The following is a 22,963-nucleotide window of genomic DNA, read 5'->3' on the forward strand; positions in this document are numbered from 1 at the left end:
TGGTGCCAGGCGTGCTCGGTCCCCGGCCGCCGCAGCCGACACCAGTGCCAGCGGCAGGGACCGAGCGCGCGACCTTCAGCGGTGGCAGCGCCACACCAGCGGCCGGTACACCTGGTTCTCGTAGACCGCGCCGACCACGGTCAGACCGTCGTCGCTGATCCCATTGGCCGTGTACGTGCCCGCCTCGGTCGCCCGGACCTCGGGCCGACCCGGCAACCGGCGGGACGTGCCGTCCGGGGCGACGACCAGCGGTGCGCCGTCGCCGACCAGCAGGTCGCCGTTGCCGGCGATGCCGGCCGCCCCGGGGAACGGCAGCAGGCTCACCGCCCCGGTCGTGAGATTCCAACGTACCGGCAGCATCTGCACGGCGCCGCCCTGCTGCCCGCCCGGAACCATGCCGATCGCCCATTCGCCGTGCGCCGAGTCGACCGAGGCGCGCGGGTAGCCGTCGGGCACCGCGAGCGCCGCCCCGCGGCCCTGCGGCGTCCACCGGTAGGGCAGTTGGCCCATCGCGCCAACGACAGTGCCGTCCTCGGTGATGCCGGTCGCGGTGGATCCCGGCCGTCCGACGAGTCGGTACGCCTGCGGGCGGTCCACCGACCACAGCACGGCGTGGTGCGAGTCGCCGGCTCCGCTGGCGGTGCCGGCGATGTCGCCCCGGCCGTTGACCGCGTGCACGAGGACCGCGTGGTAGCCGGGCGGGGTGGCCAGCAAGCGCAGCTTTCCATCCCGGTAGACCCAACCGGTGCCGTCGCCGTTGGTGCCGACCACGACGCCGTCAGCGTTGACCGCGGCCGCGTGCCGCGCCCCGGCCGGCAGGACGCCAGCCCGGCCGTCGGTCCACCGGACGACCCGCCCGTCCTCCCGCCCGGTGCCGATGTCGCCGACGATGTACCGGCCGGTCGGGTCGACGCCGTTCGCCACCGCGACCGAACCATCGATCGGCTGCGGCAACCACGACGCCTCGCAGGTGACCGGCGCGACCGGAGCGGTCGACCTGGTCCCGGCCGGTGAGTCCGCGAGGGCCGGCGTGGTCGGAGCCGGCCCACCGGCGGCCCCGGTGAGCTGGACCGCGCCGACGACGCCGAGCCCGGCCAGCACCGATACCACGGCGATCCCGCCGACGCGGCGGCGCTGGCGGCGACGCCGGCCGTCGCGGATGGCGCGGCCGACGTCAACCCTCGGCTCGGGAACCGGCGCCGATCGCAGCAGTTCGGCGATTCGTTGGTCGTCCAACGTGGTCATCTCGCGTTCCTCCCGGACATCTCGGTGACGTCGAGCACCTGGCGGACCGCTGCCAGCGCCCGAGCCGTCTGCGACTTCACGTTGCCTTCGGAGCAGCCCATCGCGGCGGCCGTGTCCGCCAGCGACAGGTCGCGCAGGAACCGCAGGACCAGCACGGTGCGCTGGCCCCGGGGGAGGTGGGCGAGCGCGGCGACGAGGCTGTCCCGCTCGGCCAGCTCGTCCTGCGGGGTGACCGGCGGGCGCTCTGGAGCTGGCACCGACCCCAGCAGCCGGACCTTCGCCCAGCCCAACCGCTTCTCATCGACGAGCTTGTGGACCAGCATCCGGTGCACGTACGCGTCGACGTTGTCGGCCCGGCTCACCCGCCGCCAGTTCACGTACAACGCTGTGATCGTCTGCTGCACCACGTCGTCGGCCAGATGCGCGTCGCCGCACATCAGAAACGCGGTCCGATGCAGGCTCGGCAGTCGCGCTGACACGTACTCCACGAACCCATGCTCGGCATCCACCATCGAGGCTCCCTCCTCCGCAAGCTCGACGGGTCCGGGCGACCACCAGGTTGCGTCCACGCCGAAGTTCGAACCACGATCAGCCCTCGGTGGCGGTCGGGAAACCACGTCGGTCAGGTTTCGCCCCCTGGCGGCGGTCGCAGATTGCGGGCGGGCTCGACAGTGGCCTGGCCCGTCATGGTCTCCTACCTTCCAGCTGCCGCCCCGGCGGTGTCTGACGAGGCGCGCGGGCAGCGCCCGGTCGCCGCCGCGACGAGAACGTGGACGCTGCCGGCGGTCCCGGCGCCGGTCGACGGGTCGTCACCACAAGCAGCATCGCGACCAGTACCAGGGACCCGCCGGCGACGCCGCGTAGGTCGAGGGTCTCGCCCCACAGCGCGAACCCGAAGAACGCCGCCCACACCGGTTCCAGCACCATCAGCACCGCCGCCCGAGCCGCGGACACGTGCGCCTGCGCCCACGTCTGCACCAGCATCGCGACCGCTGCGGCGACGACTGACAGGTAGAGGAACGACAGCAGGTCGCCCCACTGTGGGCCGTGCAGGCCGTCCGCCGCCCCGATCGCCAGAAAGCAGACTCCCATGGTGAGCAGCTGCACGAAGGTGAGCGGGTAGGCCGTACCCGCCGACGTCCAGTGGCCGAGGGCGAGGATGTGGACGGCGTACAGCAGTGCCGCCACCATGGTGAGCACCTCACCGAAGCCCAAGGCGTAGCCCCGTAACGACATCGCCGCCACTCCGGCCGTAGCCACAACGGTTGCCAGCACGGTCAGCCGGTCCGGGCGTACCCGCAGCAGCAGCGCGCCGAGCAGCGGCGTGAACACGACGTACATGGACACGACGAAGGCCGAGACGGTCGCGGCGGTGTGCTTCAGGCCGACGAACTGCAGCAGTTGACCGGCGCAGTAGACCAGGCCCAGCGCGATGCCGATCAGGGCGCCACGCCGGTCCAGCCGCAGGATGGCCCTCGGGCGTACCAACCCCACCACCAGCGCGGCGAGCAGAAAGCGCAGCGCGAGGTAGTCGGTGACCGCGATCCGGGTGAGCAGGTCCTTCGACAACGAGAACGTGGAGCCCCAGATCACGGTGACCCCGACCAGCGCCAGCGCCGCGGAACTGAGCGCTCGTCGGTGCGGCGGTCCGGGCGTGACCGCCTGCGCTGTCACCATTGCACCGACTTGGTCTCCAGGAACTCCTCGATGCCCCACCGGCCCAACTCCCGGCCGTTTCCGGACCTGCGGTAGCCACCGAACGGCGCGACAGGGTTGAAGGTCCCGCCGTTGATGTCGACCTGGCCGGTTCGCATGCGACAGGCGAAGGCGAGCGCGCGGTCCTCGTCGGCGGCCCACACCGCCCCGGCGAGGCCGTACGCCGTGGCGTTGGCCATCGCCAGGGCCTCGGCCTCGCTGTCGTACCCCTGCACAGTGAGGACCGGGCCGAACACCTCCTCGAGGACGATCTCCGCGTCGGGCCGCACGTTGGTGAGCACCGTGGGCCGCACGTAGTGGCCCCGGTCGAGGCCGTCGGGTCGCGCGTGCCCGCCTGCGGCGACGACGGCACCGGCTTCGACTGCCCGGGCCACGAAACCCAGGACGGTGTCCCGCTGGGCGGCGGAGACGACCGGTCCGATGGCCGTGGCGGCGGCGGTCGGGTCTCCCACGACGAGGCGCGCCGCGGCCTGTCCGGCCAGGACGACCGCATCGGCCAGCAGGTCGGCCGGCACCAGCAGCCGCGACCAGGCGCTACAGGTCTGGCCGGAGTTCAGCATCGCGGACTCGACGGTGGCCGTCACGGCGGTGGCCAGGTCCGCACCGGGCAGTACGACACTCGCCGACTTCCCGCCCAGCTCGAGGCAGACCCGCTTGATGGTGGGTGCGGCCAGCGCCGACACGCGGGCGCCGACAGCGGTCGACCCGGTGAAGGACAGCACGTCGATTCCGGGATGGCCGGCCAGGGCCTCCCCCACCACCCGACCCGCCCCGGGCACCAGGTTGAACACGCCGGGTGGCAGGCCAGCGTCCGCGGCGGCGTCGGCAAGCAGGTACGCCGACAGCGGGGTCAGCTCCGCGGGTTTGAGCACGACGGTGCTGCCCGCCACGAGTGCACCACCGACCTTGGCCAGCACCTGGTAGAGCGGGTAGTTCCACGGGGTGATGCACGCGGCGACCCCGGCCGCTTCCCGCAGCACCAGCGAGTTGCCCACCCGCTCCTGCCACACCACGTCCGGCGCCGCGGTCAGGTAGCCCGACAGAACCGCGAGGCCGCTGTCGACGTGCGCCTGCTCGGCGACCGTCCGGGGCGCACCGACCTCGGCGATGGTGGTTTCGACCAGCAGGTCCCGCCGCGCATCGAGCACCTTCAGCCAGCTGGTGAGCAGGTCTACCCGCTCGTCGACCGGTCTGGTCGACCAGTCGACGAAAGCCGCCGTGGCCGCGGCGACCGCATCGTCGACCTCACCCACGCCGGCATCCGCGGCGGCGCCGATGGGCTCTTCGCTCGCCGGGTTGTCGACCGCGACGGTCCGTCCGTCACGCGTGGGCCGCCAACGGCCACCGACGAACACCTCCGCCCGGTGCCACTCCGCACGGCTCACCCGGTCACTCCGGCGCGCTCGGTCACCGCCTCGGCATTGCGCCGCGCCAGTTGCAGGGCACATGCACGCAGGGTGCGGCCGGTGCGATCGGCCTCGACGCTGACGGCCTCGACCAGCCGGCGCATGGTGCTGTCGATCTTCGAGTAGGACGAGGCGGCGGTCGGCTCGATGTCACCGAAGACGATCCACCACCACCACGCGTTGGTCATCACGTTCGCCAAAAAGTCGGGGACGACCGGGATGCCCCGTGTCACCAGGGCGGCCTCCGCCTCCGGGAGGGTGGGCATGTTCGCACCCTCGACCACCACCCTGGCCGTGATGCGGGATGTGTCGGCCTCGGTGATGACGTACGACATCGCCGCCGGGACCAGCAGGTCGCACGGGACGTCGAGCCAGGCCTCACGCGGGCCGGTGCGGTCCCCCGGGCGAAGCACCGCCCGGTCGATCACGCCGAGACCGTCGCGGGCGCCAAGGAGCAGTTCGACGTCCAGGCCGGCGTCGTTGCGGATCAGCCCGTCCCGGTCCGCCACCGCGATGACCCGGACCCCTGCGGCGGCCAGATAACGGGCGACCGCACCGCCGATCGAGCCGAAGCCCTGCACCACGGCGGTCACCCGCTCATGGTCCAGGCCCATGCGTTCGGCGGTCACCAGGCACGCCTGGGCGACACCGTACCCGCCGACCAGGTCGGCCAGGCAGAGGCCGTCCACGTTGACGGCGAACGCCTCGGCCAGCCGCTGCCGTGCGGCGTCGGCATCCGGGAGGATGGCGAACACCGCCTCCACGGTGGAGGCCAGACCGAGATCGGCGGCGACCTTGTCGAGGGTCTCCTGGCGTAGCCCGAAGTCCTCGCCGGTGTTCCACTGCTCCTTGACGATCGGACGTACCGCGGCGAGGAACCGGCGTAGAACCTCAGGTGCCTCCGGGTCGCCGGGGTCGATGTCGATACCGCCCTTACCCCCGCCCAGCGGGAGGTAGCGGTCGGCCGGGTCGTAGACCAGCGACTCCTTGCGGGTCATGCCCTGGGCCAGGCCGCGAACCTCGTCGAGGGTGCAGCCGTCGCGCAGCCGCAGGCCGCCGCTGGCCAGGCCGCGGACCAGGGTGTCGATCACCACGTAGCCTTTCCGCGACGTGACGGGGTCTGTCCAGGTGATCTCGAGTAGCGAGCTCATGCGAGTGGTCCTTCGGAGGCGATGGCGGCGGGGTCGTGGTGCTTGAGGTGGATCACCGTGGGCCGGTCGGCGGCGAGGGCCTCGCGGACCGCGGCGGTCAGCGTGCCGGGGTCGTCGAGGGTGACCCCGTGGCAGCCGAGGGCACGGCCGAGGGCGGCGAAGTCCGGTGCGGTGAACGTGACCGCGTGCACCGGATCACCGCGATCGACCATCTCGTTGCGGATCTCGCCGTAGCCGCTGTTGTCGACGACGACGACCGGCAGCGGCAGGCCGAGGGCGGCGGCGGTGGCGAGTTCGGCGACGGTGAACATGACGCCGCCGTCGCCGAGCAGGGCGACGACCGGCCGGTCCGGGTGTCCGACCTTGGCCCCAACCGCGGCGGGAAGCCCGTAGCCGAGGGTGCCGTATCCGGTCGGGTACAGGAACGATGAGGGCCGGTAGGTCGGTAGGTTGGCCAGCGCGCCGTAGTAGCAGACCATTGCGCTGTCGGCGCTGACCACCGCATCACGGGGCAGCGCGGCGGCGAGCGCCTCAATGACCGGTAGCCATTCCGCTCCCTCGGTCCGCGCCTCCTTGAGCTTGCGCTGCCGCCACCGGCGGGCGGTTTCGACGGCCGCCGGGTCGGTGCTGGTCGCCGGGAGAGCCGCCAGCAGCGCACGCACCGCGGGCGCCGCGTCCGCGATCAGGACGATGTCCGGTACGGCGTTGGTGACCGCGCCGACGGGATCGACATCGACCCGGATCAGCCGGCCGTTGAGCGGTAGGGGACCGTTCCACAGGTCCGAGGGTGCGAGCTCGGTACCGACGGCGAGTACCGCGTCGGACTCGGCCACCAGGTCACGCACCGACGGCAGGTGTATCCCGGCGCCGAGCGCGAGAGGGTGGTCCTCGGCCAGCACTCCCTTACCGTTGGTAGTGGTGACCACCGGAGCGCCGAGGCGTTCGGCGAGCAGTCGCACCTCCTCCCCCGCCCGACGTGCACCACCGCCGGCGAGGATGACCGGTCGGTGCGCCGCGGCCAGCCGGTGCGCCGCGGCGGTGACCTGTTCGGCCAGCGGGGCCGGCCGGGGCACCTGCACGGGCCGGGGAATGTCCACCGCGCCGGTCTCGGAGAGGACGTCGAGCGGCACCTCGAGGTGCACGGGTCGGGGTCGACCCGCCGTCATGGTGGCGAACGCCTGGGCGGCCGCGATCGGGATCTCGGCGACGCTGGCGGCCCGGATGCTCGCGGCGGCCACCGCGGCCAACGCGGCACCCTGGTCCCTGGTCTCGTGCAGGAGGCCGTTGCCGAGGCCCGGATGGCGCAACGGCAGGCCGGGCGACACCAGCAGCACCGGCACTGAGTCGGAGTAGGCCTGGCCGACCGCGGCGGCCGCGTTGAGCACCGCCGGGCCGCTGGTCACGACAGCCACCCCCGGCCGGCCGGTGCTACGGGCGTAACCGTCGGCGGCGTAGCCCGCGCCCTGCTCGTGGCGGTGGCTGATGTGCCGTACCCCCTGCTCGGCGAGGTGGCGGTAGATCTCCAGGTTGTGGGTGCCCGGGATGCCGAACACGGTGTCGACGCCGTGGGCGACGAGGGCGGCTACGAGCGCCTGACCACCGGTCATCTGCGTCATGGTCTACCGCCCGGCGGAGGAGTTGGCGTACACGACCTTGCCGAGCCACTGGCCGCCGTCGACGGAGAGCACGTCGCCGGTCACGTAGCCCGCGCGCCGCTCGTCGAGGAGGAACGCGGCGGACTCGGCAACCTCCTCCGGCCTGGTGAACCGACCCGCTGGCACGCTGCCGAGCACCCGGGCCCGGTCCTCGGCCGTTGGCCACAGTGCCGCGCCGGCGCCTTCGGTTTCCGTGGGGCCCGGCGCGATGCAGTTGACCCGGATCCCGCGGGCGCCCCACTCGGCGGCGAGGGTGCGGGTCATGGCGAGGACGCCGCCTTTCGCCGCGGCGCTGTGCACGGTGCCGGGATGGCCGTGCCAGGCGTAGCTGGCGATCACGTTGAGGACCGCTCCACCGCCCGCCGCCAGCATGTGCGCGGCCGCGGCGCGAGTGCAGTAGAAGGTGCCGTTGAGGACGATGTCCACCACCGCTCGCCAGCCGTTGGGCGACAGATTCTCCGCCGGGCAGACGAAGTTGCCCGCCGCGTTGTTCACCAGGGCGTCCAGTCGCCCGTGGTCGGTCACCACCCGGTCCACCGCCGCGGTCACGGCATCGGGGTCGCGCACGTCGCAGCAGGCCACACCGGCCCGGACGCCGTACTTCTCGGCCATCCGGGCGGTCTCCTCCAGCGGCTCGCGGCGGCGCCCGAGCACCACGACCTCGCCACCGCCGGCGGCGTACCGCAGGGCAATCGCCCGGCCGATGCCGGAACCGCCGCCGGTGACCAGCGCGACCTTGCCAACGAATTCGTTGTACGGCGATGTGCCGATCATTGGTTTGCTCCTGTCAGTAGCGGATCGGGTGCCACGTCGTCACTGGGGAGCGCGGTGAGCACCAGAGCATCCACCGCCAGAGCGCCGTCGGGGGCTACCCGCAACGGGTTGACCTCGCACTCCACCACGTCTGGTTCCTCGGCGAGCAGGCGGGACACGGCGGCGACAACCCGGGCGGCGGCGTCGACGTCGACCGGCGGGCGGCCCCGCCAGCCCTGCAGCATCGGGTAGGCGCGCAGGGATTCGAGCATCCGCTTGGCCTGCCCCTCGTTGACCGGCGCCAGGGCGAGTTGCACGTCGCGGTACAGCTCAGCCTGCACGCCGCCGAGCCCGACCAGCACGAGGGGACCGAAGGACCGATCGCGTCGGGCGCCGACGATCAGCTCGACCACGTCGGGCCGGACGTCCATCTCCTCGAGTACGTAGCCGCCGGCACCCAGTCGTCCGGACATGTCGGTGAACGCGGCGACGGCCGCTTCGGCGTCGGCCAGTCCGACGACGACGCCGCCGACGTCGGACTTGTGCTCCAGCCAGTCAGCCTTGAGCACGAACGGCCCGGTCATCGCCGCCGCGGCGACGCGGACGTGGTCCGCCGACGCGACGGCCGACGCCCTCGGGTACGGCACGCCGTGTCGGGCGATGCGATCGCGTCCGTCGAGGTAGAGCGCGGCCTCGCCCACCGTCACGGCGGCGGGCGCGGCCTCCCTGAGCTGGTCAGGGGCGCGGTCGAAGAGGTTGGCGGCGAGTCCCAGGGAGCGGGCCACCCCGTCGATGGTGTGCAGCGTGGGCACCGCCTGAGCGCGCATGGACTGCACGGCTTCGGAGTCATGGCTCATGCTGTGCACGACGACCGGCCGTTCGTGGCGGCGGACCGAATCGGCCAGCATCTCGACGACCTCGAGTTCCCGGTCCACCAGTGCGGGGGTGTCCGAGCCGTACGACCCGAAGTAGCCGGACAACACCACGGCGTCGACCTCGTCGCTGGCCAGTAGCATCTCGACAATCCGGGAATAGGTGTCCAGGTCCTGCTCGCCGGCGCCGGCCAGGTCCACGGGGTTGGCCACTGCCGCGGCGGCTGGCAGGACTGCCGCGAGCGCGTCGGAGAGAGCCGGGGACAATCGCGGCACCGTGAGCCCTTCGCGGCACAGGATGTCCGCGGCCAGGGCGCCCTGACCGCCGCTGTCGCTCACGACGGCGACCCGGTGGCCGCGCGGCAGCGGGCTGCCCACGAGCAGATGCGCGAGGTCGATGGCCTGCGCCGGGGTCTCGACGAGCAGTGCTCCGGCGGCACGGCAGGCGGCGGCAACCACGTCGGTCGACACGGTCAGCGCTCCGGTGTGCGAGCGGGCCGCGATCCGGCTGGCCTCGCTGGTACCCACGGTGAGCACCACGACCGGTTTGCCGGCCGCGCGCAGCCGGGCCATGGTGGCGACGAGGTCCCGCCCGGAGGCGAAGCTCTCCAGGTACAGCACGACAGCCTTGGTCGGCTGATGGTCGACGAGGTCTTCGAGCAGGTCTGCCGCGGTGACGTCGACCTGGTTGCCGACCGAGACGAATCGGGAGACGCCGAGGCCGGCGTGCGCGGCCAGGCCGGCGATCTCCAGGCCGAGCTGCCCGGACTGGGAGACGATGCCGAGGCTGCCGGGGTGAAAGCTGCCCCAGGCGAGCTCGAGCTGGTGTTCGGCGTCGTAGAGGCCGAGGCAGTTCGGGCCGACCAGCCGGGCCCCTGCCGCGCGGATGCGGGCCGCCAGCCGGCGTTCGAGGCCCGGTTCGCCGTGCACGGCATCGATCCCGGCGGTGATACCGAGGAACCCTGTGGCCCCCAGCGCCAGCGCCTCGTCGACCACGGCCGGGATGCTGGCCGCGGGCGCGCACAGCACCACGAGTTCCGGAGGCTCCGGCAGGTCGCGCAGCGAGGCGTAGGACTGAATTCCCTCAATCGTCGGGGACTTCCCGTTCACCAGGTACACCGAGCGGCGGTCGGTGCCACGCATCGCGCCCCGAGCGAGCCAGTAACCCCACTTCGCCGGGTCGCTGGAGGCACCGACCACGGCCACGCAGCGGGGATCGGAGAAGACCGACAGCGAGGCGCTCATTTCTTCTGCGCCAGGGAGCGGGAGATGATCAGCCGCTGGATGTCGGAGGTGCCCTCCTCGAGTTCCTCCAGCTTCGCGTCGCGCAGCCATTTCTCCACCAGGTACTCACGTGAGTAGCCCCAGCCGCCGTGGGTCTGCAGTGCGGCGTTGGTGACCCAGGTGGTGTTCTCCGAGGCGGTGACCTTCGCGATCGCCGATTCCGCCGCCACGTGCTCGCCAGCGTCGAACAGCCGGGCGGCTCGCATCGTGACCAGGTGCGAGATGTCCGTCCGCGCGGCCATGTCCGCGATCCGGAACGCCACGGCCTGGTGCTCGATGATCGGCTTACCGAACTGGACGCGCTCGTGGGCGTACGTGATCGTCGCGTCGAGCGCGGCCCGGGACAGCCCGGTCGCACCGGCGCCGATCAGAATGCGGGACGCGTCGAAGGTACGCATCAGGCCGTAGAAGCCCTTGCCCTCCGCGCCGAGCCGGTGCCCGACGGGTACCCGCACGTTGTCGAGGAAGACCTCGGCGTTGACGATGCCCCGCTGACCCAGCTTCTTCATCGGATTGCCGATGGCGACGCCGGGCGTGTCCCGCTCGACGAGGAAGGCGGTCACGCCTCTCGCCCGCAGCGCGGGGTCGACGGTCGCGAACACCACGATCCACTGCGCGTAGGGGGCGTTGGAGATCCAGGTCTTCTGGCCGTTGAGGACGTAGTGGTCGCCGTCGCGCACCGCCCGTGTCTGGATGGCGGCGGAGTCGGACCCGACACCGGGCTCGGTGACCGCGACCGCGGTGACCGGCGGCTGCTGACTGGCGAGTGGGGTGAGCCAACGCTTGCGCTGCTCCTCGTTGCCCAGTTCCAGTACCGGCCCGGCGAAGAACGCGCTGGACGTCAGGAAGTTGCCGATGCCGATGTCGCCGTAGCACAGTTCCTGCTGTACCAGGCACTGGGTGACCAGGTCGCTGATACCGCCGCCGCCGTACTCGGCCGGCAGCATGTACGAGGCCAGGCCGACCCTGGCCGCCTTGGCCCACAGGTCGAGCGGGGACTCGGTGTCGGCCTCGTCGACCTCACGGGCACGAGGGCGGATCTCCCGCTCGGCGAAGTCACGGGCGAGCGCGACGAACTCGCGCTGCTCCTCGCTCAGTTCGATGCCGTCACGGATGCTGCGGGTCATGGTGCCTCCTTGCAGGGTTCAGCGGACGGCCCTCCCAGGTAGGGCCGTCGACGTACGGGACCAGGTCAGTTGACGCTTGCGGCGCGGTCCCCGCCATTGATGTCGTCCTGGACCACGAGCGAATGCTCGCGATGCCAGTGGGCGAGCACCGCAAGGCCGGGCTGCGGGGTGAACCGCCCCCGGGTGGCGGCGCGGGCCACCAGGTTCCGACCGTCGGGAAGGGTGATCTCGACGCGCAGCCCGCTGCCGAGGTAGACCACGTCGCGGACGACCCCGTCGACGGCGTTGTCCTCGGCGGGCAGATCGGTGCCGGGCTCGGCAAGCTGCACGTGCTCGGGCCGCACGACGAGCGCGGAGCCGCTGCGGGCCGTGTCCGGGATGGCGAACACCGCCTTCGAGGCCTCGTCGACGAACTTCTGCCCGTCACTGTGGCCGGCGAATATGTTCGACTCGCCGAGGAACTCCGCGGCGTAGCGGCTGGACGGCCGCTCGTACAGCTCTTCGGGTGTGCCGACCTGGACCAGCGCGCCGTCGCGCAGGACCGCGATCCGGTCGGACATCGCCAGCGCCTCCTCTTGATCGTGGGTGACGAAGACGACGGTGGTGCCCAGCTCCCGGTGCAGTCGTTTGATCTCAAGCTGGAGCTGTTCGCGTAGCCGCTTGTCGAGCGCGCCGAGCGGTTCGTCCATCAGCAGCGCCTGCGGCTGGAAGACGATGGCACGGGCCAGGGCCACCCGCTGCTGCTGCCCGCCGGACAGTTGGGCGGGCCGCCGCTTGCCCAGGTGGCCGAGTTCCACCACTTCAAGGGCCTGCTGCACCCGTCGGACAACCTCGCTGCGGCCCACCGTCCGGCGGCGCAGCGGGAAGGCGACGTTGTCGAAGACCGACATGTGCGGGAACAGCGCGTAGTGCTGGAACACCATGCCGAGATTGCGCTTGTGTGAGGGGACTCTGGTGAGGTCGCGGCCGTCCACCTGGATGCGCCCCGCGTCGGCGTCGATGAAGCCGGCGATGATGTTGAGCAGCGTCGACTTCCCGGACCCGCTCGCGCCGAGCAGAGTGAGGAACTCGCCGGGCCGCACGTGCAGGCTCACGTCGTCGACCGCGGTCATGCCGCTGTAGCGCTTGACCACGTTGACGATGTCGATGGATGTCCCTGCGCCGCCGAGTTCTGCGAGCTGATTGTTCATGGCGTGGTGTCCTTTGGCAGAAGGTCAGGCTCGGTTGAGGCGGCGGTTACGCAGGGCGCGTGCCAGACCGACCGAGGCGAACAGGGCCAGGGTGACGAGCAGCAGCATCGTCGAGACGGCGGCGACGGTCGGATCGATCTGGACCCGGACTCCGCTCCACATCTGCACGGGCAGCGTCGTCAGTTCCGGACCGGCCAGGAAGATGCTGGTCACCACCTCGTCGAACGACGTGATGAAAGCGAACAGGGCTCCGGCCAGCACACTGGGCGCGATGATGGGCAGGGTGACGCGGAAGCAGGTGCTCAACCGTCCAGCTCCCAGGCCCGACGCGGCCATTTCGAGCCTGCGGTCGAAGCTCACCAGCGCCGCCGATACGTTGATCACCACGAACGGCACCGCCAGCGCGGTGTGCACCAGCACGAACCCGAGCGTCGTCTGAGTGAGCCCCAGTCGCAGGAATGCGGCGTACACCGCGAGCCCGACGATCACGTAGGGCACCAGCACCGGCGCGAGCACGAGACCACTCACCGCCGCTCGCAGCGGGTAGCGGCCGCGCACCATCGCCAGGGACGCCAGCACGCCGAGCACGACGGACAGGGCGGTGACCAACAATCCGATCTGGACGCTGTTGAGGGTGCTGGAGATCCAGGTCTGATCCTGGAAGTAGCTCTCGTACCAGCGCAACGACCACTTCTCGGGAGGGAACGCCAGGAACGAGCTGTCGTTGAACGAGGTCGGGACGACGACGAACACCGGGGCGACCAGGTAGATCCCGGTCAACGCCACCAGCCCGGTCAACGCCGCGCGGACCACGGTGCGTGAGGTCATCGCCCACCCGCCACGAACTTGTCGATCTTGACGATGCGAGAAACCAGGAGCAGCAGCACGCCGGTGACCACGAAAAGCACGACCGCCAGTGCCGACGCGAAGCCCCACCGCAGCACGGCCGAGAGTTGCTGCACGATGAGTTCGCCGATCATCATGTCCTGCGGGTTGCCGAGCAGCGCCGGCGTGACGTAGAACCCGATTGAGGAGATGAACACCAGCAGGCTGGATGCGGCGACGCCGGGCACGGTCAATGGGGCGTACACCCGCCAGAACGCCGACACCGGTCGCGCGCCGAGTCCTTCGGCGGCCTGGACGAGCCGCCGGTCGATGCCGCGCATGGTGGCGAACATCGGCAGTACGGCGTACGGCAGCATCACCTGGACCATGCCGATCACCACGCCGGTGGACGTGCGAATCATCGCGATGGGCTCGTCGATGATGCCGACACTGATCAGGGTCTGGTTGACCACCCCGGTGTCGCCGAGCATCAGCACCCAGGCGAAGGTGCGGACCAGCAGGCTGGTCCAGAAGGGCACCAGGACGGCCACCAGCAGCACGCCGCGCCAGAACGGTGAGGCGAGCGTCATCAGGTAGGCGTAGGGAAAGCCGAGGAGCAGGGTCACCAGGGTGACCAGCCCGGAGATCCGGAACGTGTTGACCAGGACATCGACGTAGACGGGTGAGGCGAAGAAGTCCCGATAGTTGTCCAAGCCGGTGACCGGGTCAGTGAAGCTGCGCGCGAGCACCAGGACCAGCGGGGCGACGTACACCGCCAGCAGGAAGAGCACCAGGGGAAGCAGCAGCAGTCCCCACCCGTCGAAGATCCCACGCCTTCGCCCGTACGGCTGCGAAGGGGCCGGGGAGCCGGGGTCCGCGCCCCGGCTGCCCGATGCCACTCCGTCCGGCGCGGACGCCACCACGCTCACTTGACCGCCCATTCGGTGAGCCGCTCTGTCACGCTGTCGTAGTGCTCCGCCCAGTAGGAGTAGTCGATGATCACTGAGCGCTTCGCGGCGTTCTCCGGCGACGTCGGCAGCTCCTTGGCCACCGCCGGGTCGATGTGTTCCAAGGCAGCCTTGTTGACCGGCGCGTACGCGGTGGCATTGGAGTAACCCGCCTGACCCTTCGCATCCATGAGATAGTGGGCCAGCCACTCCTGCGCCTGGGCCGCCTGCGGGGAGCCCTTGGGAATGACGAACTGGTCGTAGGCGACCATGTGCTCGTTCCACTCGTTGGCCACCGGCTGGCCGGCCTTGGCCGCGGAGTAGATCCGCCCGTTCCAGGCCTGGATCAGCGGAGCCTCCCCGGTGGAGACCAGCTGTTGCTGCTGCTCACCGGTCTCGTAGAAGACAATGTCCTTCTTGATCGTGTCGAGCTTGCGGAAGGCGCGATCGATGTCCAGCGGGTAGAGGTTCTCGGGCTTCACCCCGTCGGCCAGGAGCGCGGCCTCGAACATGGCGCCGGTGGCGTACCTCCAGAAGCCCCGCTTGCCGGGGAACTGCGCGGTGTCGAAGAACTCCGCCCAGGTCGTCGGGTGCCGATCGGCGAAGGTCTTGGTGTTGTACGCGATGGTGAACGCGTACTCCAGGGTCGGCACGGCGCAGTCGGTGACCTCCACCGGGTTGACCTGCGACGTGTCCACCTTGGCCTTGTCGAGCTTCTCCGCCCAGCCGTTGGAACACGCGGTCTTGGCGAAGTTCGGCTCCACCTCGACCACGCCCCAGCTCACCTTGCCCGACTCGACCTGGGCGCGGAACTTCGCGTAGTCGGTGGGAGAGTCCTGCTTGACCGTGACACCGTTCTGGTCCGCCCACGGCTGGACCGCCTCCCGCACGTGGGTCTTCTGATCCTCGCCGCCCCACATGACCACGGTCAGCGACTTGCCACTGGCCCCGCCGGCGTCTCCACCACATCCGACCAGGGCGACCACGGCACCCGCCGCGACACCGGCAGCGAGGACCCGCTTCGGAACGTGCACTAGTCCCCCAAATTTGATTGGCGCGTCAGTTATATGAGCACGATCCTGTGAGGTGAGTCACGACGTGTCAAGGGGGTCTTCGGGGGTTTCTGGCGCCGAAGCGCGCCTGATTCAGAGAAAGCCTTGAAGATCACCGATGGCTGGGTCGATCGACCCGCACGGCAACGCGCCACCCCGCACATCTGAGCGGGGCGGCGTGTCCGCGGGGAGAAGCGCGGCCAGCGCGGCGGCGACAACGCCCGGGCGGAGTGCGCCGGCAGAACCGGGCCGGGCGGGCGCGGACTACGGGCGCGGTACGGACACCGGGGCGTGGGTACCGGGTGACTGTGACGGAGCCTCGAGAGTGCGCAGCATTTCCTCGCAGGCGGCACGCATCCGGGCCACGGTCAGGCTCTTTGATCCAAGCAGCACCTGGAGACTGAGCCCGTCGATCATGCCGATCAGACCGTTGGCGAGCAGCACCGGATCGCCCTCGCGGAAGTACGCGGCGGCCTGCCCGTCGCGGATGATCGCAGCGACCGTCCGCCGCCACTCGCCGTAGACCCGCTCGTTCAGGTCCTGCAGGTCCAGGTCGTGCAGAGCCTCCACCCACAGCTCCGCCCACACGTGCCACGCACGCACGGTGACTTCGTCGGCCGGCAGATACGACTCCACGAAGGCACGCAGCCTGTCCCGTGGGTCGGGGTGCTGCTCCATGAGCGGCGCCCGCCGTCGCAGGGACTGGGCGAAGTTCCATTCGAACGCCGCGTGCATGAGGTCACGCTTGGTGTCGAAGTAGTAGTGCACGGTACCGGTGCTGGTCTTCGCGCGCCGGGCCACATCGGCTACGCGCAGGGACTTGAAGCCGATCTCGGAAAGGACCTCGCAGGCGGCCGCGAGGATCTGACCCTTGCGCTCCGCCTCCACGCTCACTCGCGCCATGGGCCCCATCCATCCGTCTGGCCGACCAAGCAGTCCCCAAACCACCAATACTGACGCGTCAGTCAAACATCTCCAGTGAGCAGCCGCAAGCAGCGCCCGCCCGACACGGTGAGCACTCCGAGCCGACCGGGCCAATTGTGGAAGACCGGCCGACGGGCCGCCAGTGGCGACGCCGAATCGCGATGGCGCCGCTCACCTCCGGCCGTCGGGACGTTGACGAGCGGCCGGCCGCGACATCGAGGCGGATCACGAACCCTCAGGTCACACTGGCCCACTCATCAGTCGGCCCGCCGCACCGTGGTGTCCACGAGAAGAGCCTGTCGGCGCTGGTGGACGGTGAAGTAGCGCAGTCCGTCCGGCCCGCTGGTGAACTGACGGCGCGACCGCCGGGGCAGCCACACCAGGGCGCCGGACCGCAGGTCCACGACGCCGCCTTCGGTGGCGAGCTGCCCGGACCCGGCCAGGACGTGGATGAGGACATCGAGGTCCGGGCCGGCGTGCTCGTCGATGACGCCGCCGGGCGGCAACGCGATGATGTTGGCGTCCAGGTCCCGTTCGCGCGCCTGCAACTTCCACACCGCCCCGGTCACATCCGGCTCACCGGTGAGCTCGGCGAGGCTGGTCGTATCGACGAGAGTCCGGGGAAGCGGCGTACTGGTGAGCTTGGTGATCCGGATCCGCCAGTTGCGGGGCTCCCGCGCCAGGTACTCCCAGCCGACGCTGCCGGGGTGGTCAGCCTCGAACTCGTCGCGCAGGTGCCTGGGGTCGTGGTCGTTGACGAGCACGAACGACCCGTTCGTCGGCAGCTCGGCATAGCCGGCGAAGATCGTCGGGTGCTTGTCGGTCTTGCGAAGTTGCCGCACGTCGAGCTCTGACTCCGTGCTCTTCTGCTCCATCTGGTTCCTCCCACCCATGGGTTTATACAACCCGAACTTGTGTAAACTATAGACATGACGTACGTGATCGGTGAACCCTGCGTAGATGTGATCGACCGCGCATGCGTGGAAGAGTGCCCGGTGGACTGCATCTACGAGGGGGCCCGCAGCCTCTACATCCAGCCGGACGAGTGCGTCGACTGCGGGGCCTGTGAGCCGGTCTGCCCGGTCGAGGCCATCTACTTCGAGGACGATCTGCCCGAGCCGTACCGTCCGCACCTCGCCGACAACGAGGCGTTCTTCGTCGAGACCCTGCCGGGCCGCGACGGGCCCCTGGGCTCCCCGGGCGGTGCCGCGAGGATCGGCCCGCTGGGGGTGGACACGCCGATGGTGGCGAATCTCCCGCCGACGAACGCCGCACAGGAAGGGTGAGAATCATGGCTACCGAGTCCGAGCAGCCGGCGGAGCCACGTCTGCGGGTCCTGCGGGTGCTGAACGCGGCGAGCGCCCCGCTGAGCATCGTGGCGATCGCCGGCCAGTTGGGCGTGCATCCGAACACCGTCCGGTTTCACCTGGACACCCTGGTCGGTCAGGGCCGGGTCGAACGTGTGGTACCCGAGCAGAACCGCCCCGGCCGTCCCCCGCTGCTGTTCCGGGCGGTGCGAAGGATGGACCCGGCCGGGCCGCGGCAGTATCGGATGCTGGCCGAGATACTCGCGTTGAGTCTCGCCGGCGACGCTGATCCCGATGCGAAGGCGATCGAGGCCGGTCGCCGGTGGGGCCGACAGATCGCCTCGTCCACCGACGACGACGGGGCGGGCGGGAAAGCGGCGCCGGTCGACCATCTGATGTCGTTGCTGGAGACGATGAACTTCGCTCCTGAACGGCGTGACGCCGACGGGCAGGTACGGATCGGTCTGCGGCACTGCCCCTTCCTCGAACTCGCCGAATCCCAGCCCCACGTCGTCTGCCCGGTCCACCTGGGGCTGATGCGAGGTGCCATGGACGCCTGGCAGGTGCCGGTCATGGTCGACCGGCTGGAGCCGTTCGTCGAGCCCAACCTGTGCCTCACCCACCTCACGGTCACCGGGGCAGCCCGATGAACGCCGCCGCGGCGGTCGCGGTCGCGGTGAGCTTCGTCTGGTTGGGCATGGTGCTGGCCATCTCGTTCATCGAGGCGCCGCTGAAGTTTCGTGCCCCCGGCGTGACCGTGCAGATTGGGCTGGGCATCGGTCGGCTGGTCTTCCGTGTCCTCAACGCCATCGAGGTCATCCTCGGCATGACCATCCTGGTCGCGTTCGCGTTGAAGCCGCCGCCAGCGCGGGCGCTCGCAGCCATCATGGTCGCCGTCGCCGTCCTGCTGGTCCAGCTGCTGGCTGTCCGGCCGCGGCTGGCTCGGCGCTCCCGCGCCGTGTTGGCGGGCGAGAACGCACCACGCTCGCACGCTCACTACGCCTACGTTGCCCTTGAGCTGGTCAAGGTGGTCGCCCTGCTCGCGGGCGGCGTCCTCCTGCTGGCTCTCTGACCCAACGCGTTGATCCCGGACGAGACGAAGGGCTCTATCGATGAAGTCGACCTCCCTCCCCACGCTGGCGGAGGAACAGCTGACCTTGGCTCGAGAGGCGCACAGCGGCCGATCGGCCCACACCATCCACGGCGGCCACGACCAGGCACTCCGCCATACCGTCCTGGCTCTGCTCGCCGGGCGTGAGTTGGCCGAACACAGCAGCCCGGGCGAGGCGACCTTGCTGGTCCTACGCGGCCACGTCCGCCTCACCACGTCGACCGAGGCATGGGAGGGCAGGGACGGTGACCACGTCGCGATCCCGCCACAGCGGCACGCCCTGACCGCGGTCGAGGACTCAGTCGTGCTGCTGACCGTCGTGAGCCCGCGATAGACCTGCACGGCCCAGGAGGTCCGCGAGATCGAGAGGCGTCTCCGACCGGGCAAGCGCCTCGCTCACGGCGCGCGTCGCGCCGACGACGCCCGTCGTCTCCTCTCCGGTCACGTAGTGCGGACCGGCGGCGAACTCCTCCGCCAGCCGCCTCATTCGCGTGCGGGAGTCCGGTTCGGACGCGACCGCCGCCAATTGCCGTTTCAGCTCCGGGTCGGCACTCAGGTCGATCGCCTCGGGAGCGTCGGTCGTGAGCGGTTGCCTGACCTGGGCGAACTGGAACAGGGCTTCCATGGCCGGATGTTAGTCCCCGGCGGCGCAGCGGCTCAGTCACCTTCGCGACGGTGACGGTCGGCTTCTGCGCCCACCGCACGATCGAGCCGCGCCGGGCCGGCTACGCCCGCTCTTGCCGCGATCCCTCGTGCGGCGTAGGGTCCGTCCACTCCGGCCACCATCGAAGGAGATGCGTGTGACCACCCCCGTACGGCTCCGTCTCGCCGTGTCCGTGCTGGTGACCGCCGGAGCCGTGCTGCTCGGCACGGCAGCCCCCGCCGCGCCACCCGCGGTGTCGTCGCACCCGGCCACGCACGGTGGCTGCGACCCGATCGACCCGACCGCGTGCCTGCTGCCGTTCCCGAACGACTTCTTCACCGTGCCGGATCGAGCCAGCCGCACCGGCAAGCGGGTGCAACTCGCGGCCTCCTCGATGCCCGCCAACGTGCACGGCACCCCGATCGACCCGGCCGAATGGAACCGACAGGACGGGTTCAGCCCCGGCTCGCCGATCCTGGTGCGCGTGCCCGGCCTGGACGCCGCGGCCACGGGGATCGCCCCGGTCACCGACATCGGCCGCTCGCTGGCGCCGGACGCGCCGATCGTGCTGCTCAACACGACCACCGGCAAGCGCACCCCGTACTGGGCGGAGCTGGACGCGCACGCCGCCGGCGCGCCCGACCGGCAGCTGCTCATCATCCGGCCGGCGGTGGCGCTGGCCGAGGGCACCCGGTACGTGGTGGGCCTGCGTGGCATGCGCGACCGGAACGGGAAGCTCATCCCTACGCCGGCCGCATTCCGGAAGTACGTAACCGGCGCCGGCCTCGGCCCCCGGGACCGCCGCGCCCCGCAGATCAAGCGGGTCCTCGCCGACCTGACCAGGGTCGGCGTCAAGCGGCACAGCCTCCACCTGGCGTGGGACTTCACGGTGGCGAGCCGGCAGGGCCTGACCGGGCGGATGCTGGCGATCCGCGACAACGCCTTCGCCACCCTGGGCGCGGCGGCGCCGTCGATCACCGTCACCCAGGTGACCGACTACCCGCCCGCGCAGGATGCGCGGATCGCCCGGCAGGTGACCGGCACCATCGGCGTACCGTCCTATCTGAACGGCAGCGGCGGACCCGGGTCACGGCTGCACTACGGGCCGGCCGACGGCGACGGGACAGCACCGACGAGGTACTCCCTGCCCACGCCGTCCGGCGCGACGCTGCGGGCGGACTTCGTCTGCAACATCCCGCGCAGCGCCTCCGCCGCCGATCCGGCACACCTGTCGCTCTACGGCCACGGTCTGCTGGGCAGCCCGACCGAGGTCAACGCCGGCAACGTCAAGACCATGTCGGCGACGTACGACTTCAGCTTCTGCGCGACAAGTTGGATCGGCATGGCCGCCGCTGACGTCCCGTACGTGGCCGGCGCCTTCACCGACCTCAGCGCCTTCCCCGCGGTGGCGGACCGGTTGCAGCAGAGCTTCCTGAACTTCCTATTCCTGGGCCGGGCGATGATCCACCCGGACGGGTTCGCGGCCGACCCGGCGTTCCAGGACGCCGGCGGGCAACCGCTCATCGACGTGGCCGGCGGGCTGCACTACGACGGCAACAGTCAGGGTGGCATCAACGGCGGCGCACTCACCGCCATCGCCCAGGACTGGACCCGGTCCGTGCTCGGCGTGCCGGCGATGAACTACTCCACGCTGCTGCAGCGCAGCGTGGACTTCGCCCCCTTCCAATCGATCATGGACCAGTACTACCCGGACAAGGTCGAACAGCAGCTGATCTTCGCACTGCTGCAGATGCTCTGGGACCGGTCCGAAGCCAACGGGTACGCCCAGCACATGACCGACGAGCCATTGCCGCGCACCCCGGCGCACCGGGTGCTGATGCACGTGGCCTTCGGCGACCACCAGGTCTCCCCCGCCGCGGCCGAGGTCCAGGCGCGCACCATCGGCGCCCGCCTGCACACCCCTGCCCTCGCCGACGGCTGGTCACTCGACGTGAAGCCGTACTGGGGCATCACACCGATCCGGGCGTATCCGTACACCGGCTCGGCGATCGTGATCTGGAACAGCGGCGCGACGTACGCGCCGCCGACGACGAACCTCGCCCCGGCCGGGCCGGAGTACGGCGACGATCCGCACGAGTTCCCGCGCGCCCAGGCCGGAGCCCAGAAACAGAAGGCGGTGTTCCTGCTCACCGGCAAGGTCATCGACGTCTGCGCGCGAGCGTCCTGCCCGTGAGGCGCTGACCGGTCGCGCCGAGCGCCCCGCCGGGATCACCATCCGGCCTCCTGCTCCTCGTCGGCGAACACGATCTCGCGGCGCCTGCGAATCATCGGGAGGACGGCGACGACGAGCGCTGCCACGGCCAGGGCCAGGAACACTGCGGAGATCGGCCGGGTCAGGAAGACCGACGCGTCGCCGCGGGAAATGATGAGCGCCCTGCGCAGGTGCTCCTCGAGCAGGGGGCCGAGGACGAAGCCGAGCAGCAGCGGCGCCGGCTCGCAGCCGCACTTGATCAGGATGTAGCCCAGGATCCCGAAGAACGCGATCGCGTAGACGTCGTACGCGTTGAAGCTCAGCGAGTAGGTGCCGATCGCGGCGAACAGGATGATCATCGGGAACAGCACCTGGTACGGGATGCGCAGCAGGCGCACCCAGATACCGATCAGCGGCAGGTTCAGCAGCACGAGCAGCACGTTTCCGATCCACATCGACGCGATCAGGCCCCAGAACAGCGCCGGCTCGTTGGTGATGACGTTCGGGCCGGGGGTGATGCCGTGGACGATGAACGCGCCGACCATCAGCGCCATCACCGGGTGGGCGGGCAGACCCAGGGTGAGCAGTGGAATGAACGACGTCTGCGCGGCGGCGTTGTTCGCCGACTCGGGGCCGGCGACTCCCTCGATCGCGCCGCGCCCGAACTCCTGCGGCCGCTTCGAGATCCGCTTCTCGACGGCGTACGAGGTGAACGAGGCCAGCACGTGGCCACCGCCGGGCAGGACGCCGAGCGCGGCGCCGAGACCGGTACCGCGCGCGATCGGGCCGACGATCCGGCGGCGGTCCTCACGGGTCGGCCAGAGGTTCCGCACCTTGCCGACGATCGCCGTGCGGGTCTCCTCGTTCTCCAGGTTGCGCAGAATCTCGGCCACCCCGAACATGCCGACGGCGACCGACACGAAGTTGATGCCGCCGTACAGCTCGCGCTGGTCGAACACGAACCGGGGCGTGCCGGTGTAGATGTCCTGGCCGACCGTGCCGAGCAGCACGCCGAGCGCGATCATCGCCAGTGCCTTGAGCGCCGATCCACGCGCCAGCGTGATCGACACGATCAGGCCGAGCAGCACGAGCGAGAAGTAGTCGGCCGGGCCGAACTTCAACGCGACGCTGGCCAGCGGTGGGGCCGCGACGGCCAGCGCGACGGTGGCCACCGTACCCGCGATGAAGGACCCGACCGCGGCGGCGGCCAGGGCCGGCCCGGCCCGGCCCTGGCGGGCCATCTCGTACCCGTCCAGCGCGGTGACCGCCGCCGAGGACTCGCCGGGCAGGTTGATCAGGATGGCGGTCGTCGAGCCGCCGTACTGCGCGCCGTAGTAGATGCCGGCCAGCATGATCAGCGCCGTCACCGGCTCGAAGCTGAACGTGATCGGCAGCAGCATCGCCACCGTCGCCGTTGGCCCGATGCCGGGCAGCACGCCGACCGCGGTCCCGAGCAGCACTCCCACGAAGCAGTAGAGGACGTTCTGGACCAGGAAGGCGGTCGAGAAGCCCAGCGCGAGGTTGTCGAGAAGTTCCATGCCTC

Annotated in this window: 22 protein-coding genes; 5 read left to right on the forward strand and 17 right to left on the reverse strand. The window is 70.6% G+C overall.

Annotated features, from left to right (window positions below):
* Nucleotides 1-75: 75 nt before the first annotated feature.
* The 15 genes from ABZU69_RS19690 to ABZU69_RS19760 form a co-directional block, all read right to left on the reverse strand.
* Nucleotides 76-1,245, reverse strand: coding sequence for a hypothetical protein (locus ABZU69_RS19690; protein WP_354965773.1), 1,170 nt, complete (start codon nt 1,243-1,245; stop codon nt 76-78).
* The gene (locus tag ABZU69_RS19695; protein WP_354965774.1) at nt 1,242-1,757 is read right to left on the reverse strand and encodes a SigE family RNA polymerase sigma factor; all 516 of its coding nucleotides are present in this window, start codon (nt 1,755-1,757) and stop codon (nt 1,242-1,244) included. Before ABZU69_RS19695 ends, ABZU69_RS19690 begins: the two co-directional genes overlap by 4 nt.
* 172 nt (nt 1,758-1,929) lie before the next feature.
* The gene (locus ABZU69_RS19700) at nt 1,930-2,919 is read right to left on the reverse strand and encodes a DMT family transporter (RefSeq protein WP_354965775.1); all 990 of its coding nucleotides are present in this window, start codon (nt 2,917-2,919) and stop codon (nt 1,930-1,932) included.
* The gene (locus ABZU69_RS19705) at nt 2,916-4,346 is read right to left on the reverse strand and encodes an aldehyde dehydrogenase family protein (protein ID WP_354965776.1); all 1,431 of its coding nucleotides are present in this window, start codon (nt 4,344-4,346) and stop codon (nt 2,916-2,918) included. Before ABZU69_RS19705 ends, ABZU69_RS19700 begins: the two co-directional genes overlap by 4 nt.
* Nucleotides 4,343-5,518, reverse strand: a complete 1,176-nt coding sequence (locus tag ABZU69_RS19710) for a Glu/Leu/Phe/Val dehydrogenase dimerization domain-containing protein (protein WP_354965777.1) — start codon at nt 5,516-5,518, stop codon at nt 4,343-4,345. The genes ABZU69_RS19705 and ABZU69_RS19710 overlap by 4 nt, the downstream gene beginning before the upstream one ends.
* Complete coding sequence (locus ABZU69_RS19715) at nt 5,515-7,125, reverse strand: 5-guanidino-2-oxopentanoate decarboxylase (protein WP_354965778.1); 1,611 nt, start codon at nt 7,123-7,125, stop codon at nt 5,515-5,517. Before ABZU69_RS19715 ends, ABZU69_RS19710 begins: the two co-directional genes overlap by 4 nt.
* 12 nt (nt 7,126-7,137) lie before the next feature.
* Nucleotides 7,138-7,947: an SDR family oxidoreductase gene (locus tag ABZU69_RS19720; RefSeq protein ID WP_354965779.1), complete on the reverse strand. Its 810-nt coding sequence runs from the start codon at nt 7,945-7,947 to the stop codon at nt 7,138-7,140.
* On the reverse strand, nt 7,944-10,043 hold the full coding sequence (locus tag ABZU69_RS19725) for an acetate--CoA ligase family protein (RefSeq protein ID WP_354965780.1): 2,100 nt from the start codon (nt 10,041-10,043) through the stop codon (nt 7,944-7,946). The genes ABZU69_RS19720 and ABZU69_RS19725 overlap by 4 nt, the downstream gene beginning before the upstream one ends.
* On the reverse strand, nt 10,040-11,209 hold the full coding sequence (locus tag ABZU69_RS19730; protein ID WP_354965781.1) for an acyl-CoA dehydrogenase family protein: 1,170 nt from the start codon (nt 11,207-11,209) through the stop codon (nt 10,040-10,042). The genes ABZU69_RS19725 and ABZU69_RS19730 overlap by 4 nt, the downstream gene beginning before the upstream one ends.
* Nucleotides 11,210-11,274: 65 nt before the next feature.
* On the reverse strand, nt 11,275-12,399 hold the full coding sequence (locus ABZU69_RS19735) for an ABC transporter ATP-binding protein (protein ID WP_354965782.1): 1,125 nt from the start codon (nt 12,397-12,399) through the stop codon (nt 11,275-11,277).
* Nucleotides 12,400-12,423: 24 nt separating this feature from the next.
* Nucleotides 12,424-13,227, reverse strand: a complete 804-nt coding sequence (locus tag ABZU69_RS19740; RefSeq protein WP_354965783.1) for an ABC transporter permease — start codon at nt 13,225-13,227, stop codon at nt 12,424-12,426.
* On the reverse strand, nt 13,224-14,153 hold the full coding sequence (locus tag ABZU69_RS19745; RefSeq protein WP_354965784.1) for an ABC transporter permease: 930 nt from the start codon (nt 14,151-14,153) through the stop codon (nt 13,224-13,226). Before ABZU69_RS19745 ends, ABZU69_RS19740 begins: the two co-directional genes overlap by 4 nt.
* Nucleotides 14,150-15,205, reverse strand: a complete 1,056-nt coding sequence (locus ABZU69_RS19750) for an ABC transporter substrate-binding protein (protein ID WP_354965785.1) — start codon at nt 15,203-15,205, stop codon at nt 14,150-14,152. Before ABZU69_RS19750 ends, ABZU69_RS19745 begins: the two co-directional genes overlap by 4 nt.
* 282 nt (nt 15,206-15,487) lie before the next feature.
* Nucleotides 15,488-16,126: a TetR/AcrR family transcriptional regulator gene (locus tag ABZU69_RS19755; RefSeq protein ID WP_354965786.1), complete on the reverse strand. Its 639-nt coding sequence runs from the start codon at nt 16,124-16,126 to the stop codon at nt 15,488-15,490.
* A gap of 278 nt (nt 16,127-16,404) precedes the next feature.
* Nucleotides 16,405-17,022 (reverse strand): DUF2249 domain-containing protein, encoded by a 618-nt coding sequence (locus ABZU69_RS19760; protein ID WP_354965787.1) that lies wholly within the window; start codon nt 17,020-17,022, stop codon nt 16,405-16,407.
* A 54-nt stretch (nt 17,023-17,076) separates the two neighbouring features.
* Between ABZU69_RS19760 and fdxA the strand changes: the two genes are divergently transcribed.
* From fdxA to ABZU69_RS19780, 4 genes are read left to right on the forward strand one after another with little or no spacing between them, the layout of a single operon-like run.
* Nucleotides 17,077-17,433 (forward strand): ferredoxin, encoded by a 357-nt coding sequence (gene fdxA, locus ABZU69_RS19765; RefSeq protein ID WP_354965788.1) that lies wholly within the window; start codon nt 17,077-17,079, stop codon nt 17,431-17,433.
* Between the two features lie 5 nt (nt 17,434-17,438).
* Nucleotides 17,439-18,104 (forward strand): helix-turn-helix domain-containing protein, encoded by a 666-nt coding sequence (locus tag ABZU69_RS19770; protein WP_354965789.1) that lies wholly within the window; start codon nt 17,439-17,441, stop codon nt 18,102-18,104.
* Nucleotides 18,101-18,526: a hypothetical protein gene (locus ABZU69_RS19775; RefSeq protein ID WP_354965790.1), complete on the forward strand. Its 426-nt coding sequence runs from the start codon at nt 18,101-18,103 to the stop codon at nt 18,524-18,526. The genes ABZU69_RS19770 and ABZU69_RS19775 overlap by 4 nt, the downstream gene beginning before the upstream one ends.
* Before the next feature lie 40 nt (nt 18,527-18,566).
* Nucleotides 18,567-18,899, forward strand: coding sequence for a cupin domain-containing protein (locus ABZU69_RS19780; RefSeq protein WP_354965791.1), 333 nt, complete (start codon nt 18,567-18,569; stop codon nt 18,897-18,899).
* On the opposite strand, the gene ABZU69_RS19785 is transcribed toward ABZU69_RS19780, so the two are convergent.
* Nucleotides 18,864-19,190: a hypothetical protein gene (locus tag ABZU69_RS19785; RefSeq protein ID WP_354965792.1), complete on the reverse strand. Its 327-nt coding sequence runs from the start codon at nt 19,188-19,190 to the stop codon at nt 18,864-18,866. The two genes, ABZU69_RS19780 and ABZU69_RS19785, sit on opposite strands and share 36 nt — an antisense overlap.
* A gap of 169 nt (nt 19,191-19,359) precedes the next feature.
* Between ABZU69_RS19785 and ABZU69_RS19790 the strand changes: the two genes are divergently transcribed.
* The gene (locus ABZU69_RS19790; RefSeq protein ID WP_354965793.1) at nt 19,360-21,402 is read left to right on the forward strand and encodes a hypothetical protein; all 2,043 of its coding nucleotides are present in this window, start codon (nt 19,360-19,362) and stop codon (nt 21,400-21,402) included.
* Between the two features lie 35 nt (nt 21,403-21,437).
* Here the strand turns inward: ABZU69_RS19790 and ABZU69_RS19795 are convergent, their stop codons facing one another.
* Nucleotides 21,438-22,958: a tripartite tricarboxylate transporter permease gene (locus ABZU69_RS19795; RefSeq protein ID WP_354965794.1), complete on the reverse strand. Its 1,521-nt coding sequence runs from the start codon at nt 22,956-22,958 to the stop codon at nt 21,438-21,440.
* Between the last annotated feature and the right edge of the window lie 5 nt (nt 22,959-22,963).

The organism is Micromonospora sp. NPDC005206, assembly GCF_040608175.1.
Lineage (GTDB): Bacteria > Actinomycetota > Actinomycetes > Mycobacteriales > Micromonosporaceae > Micromonospora.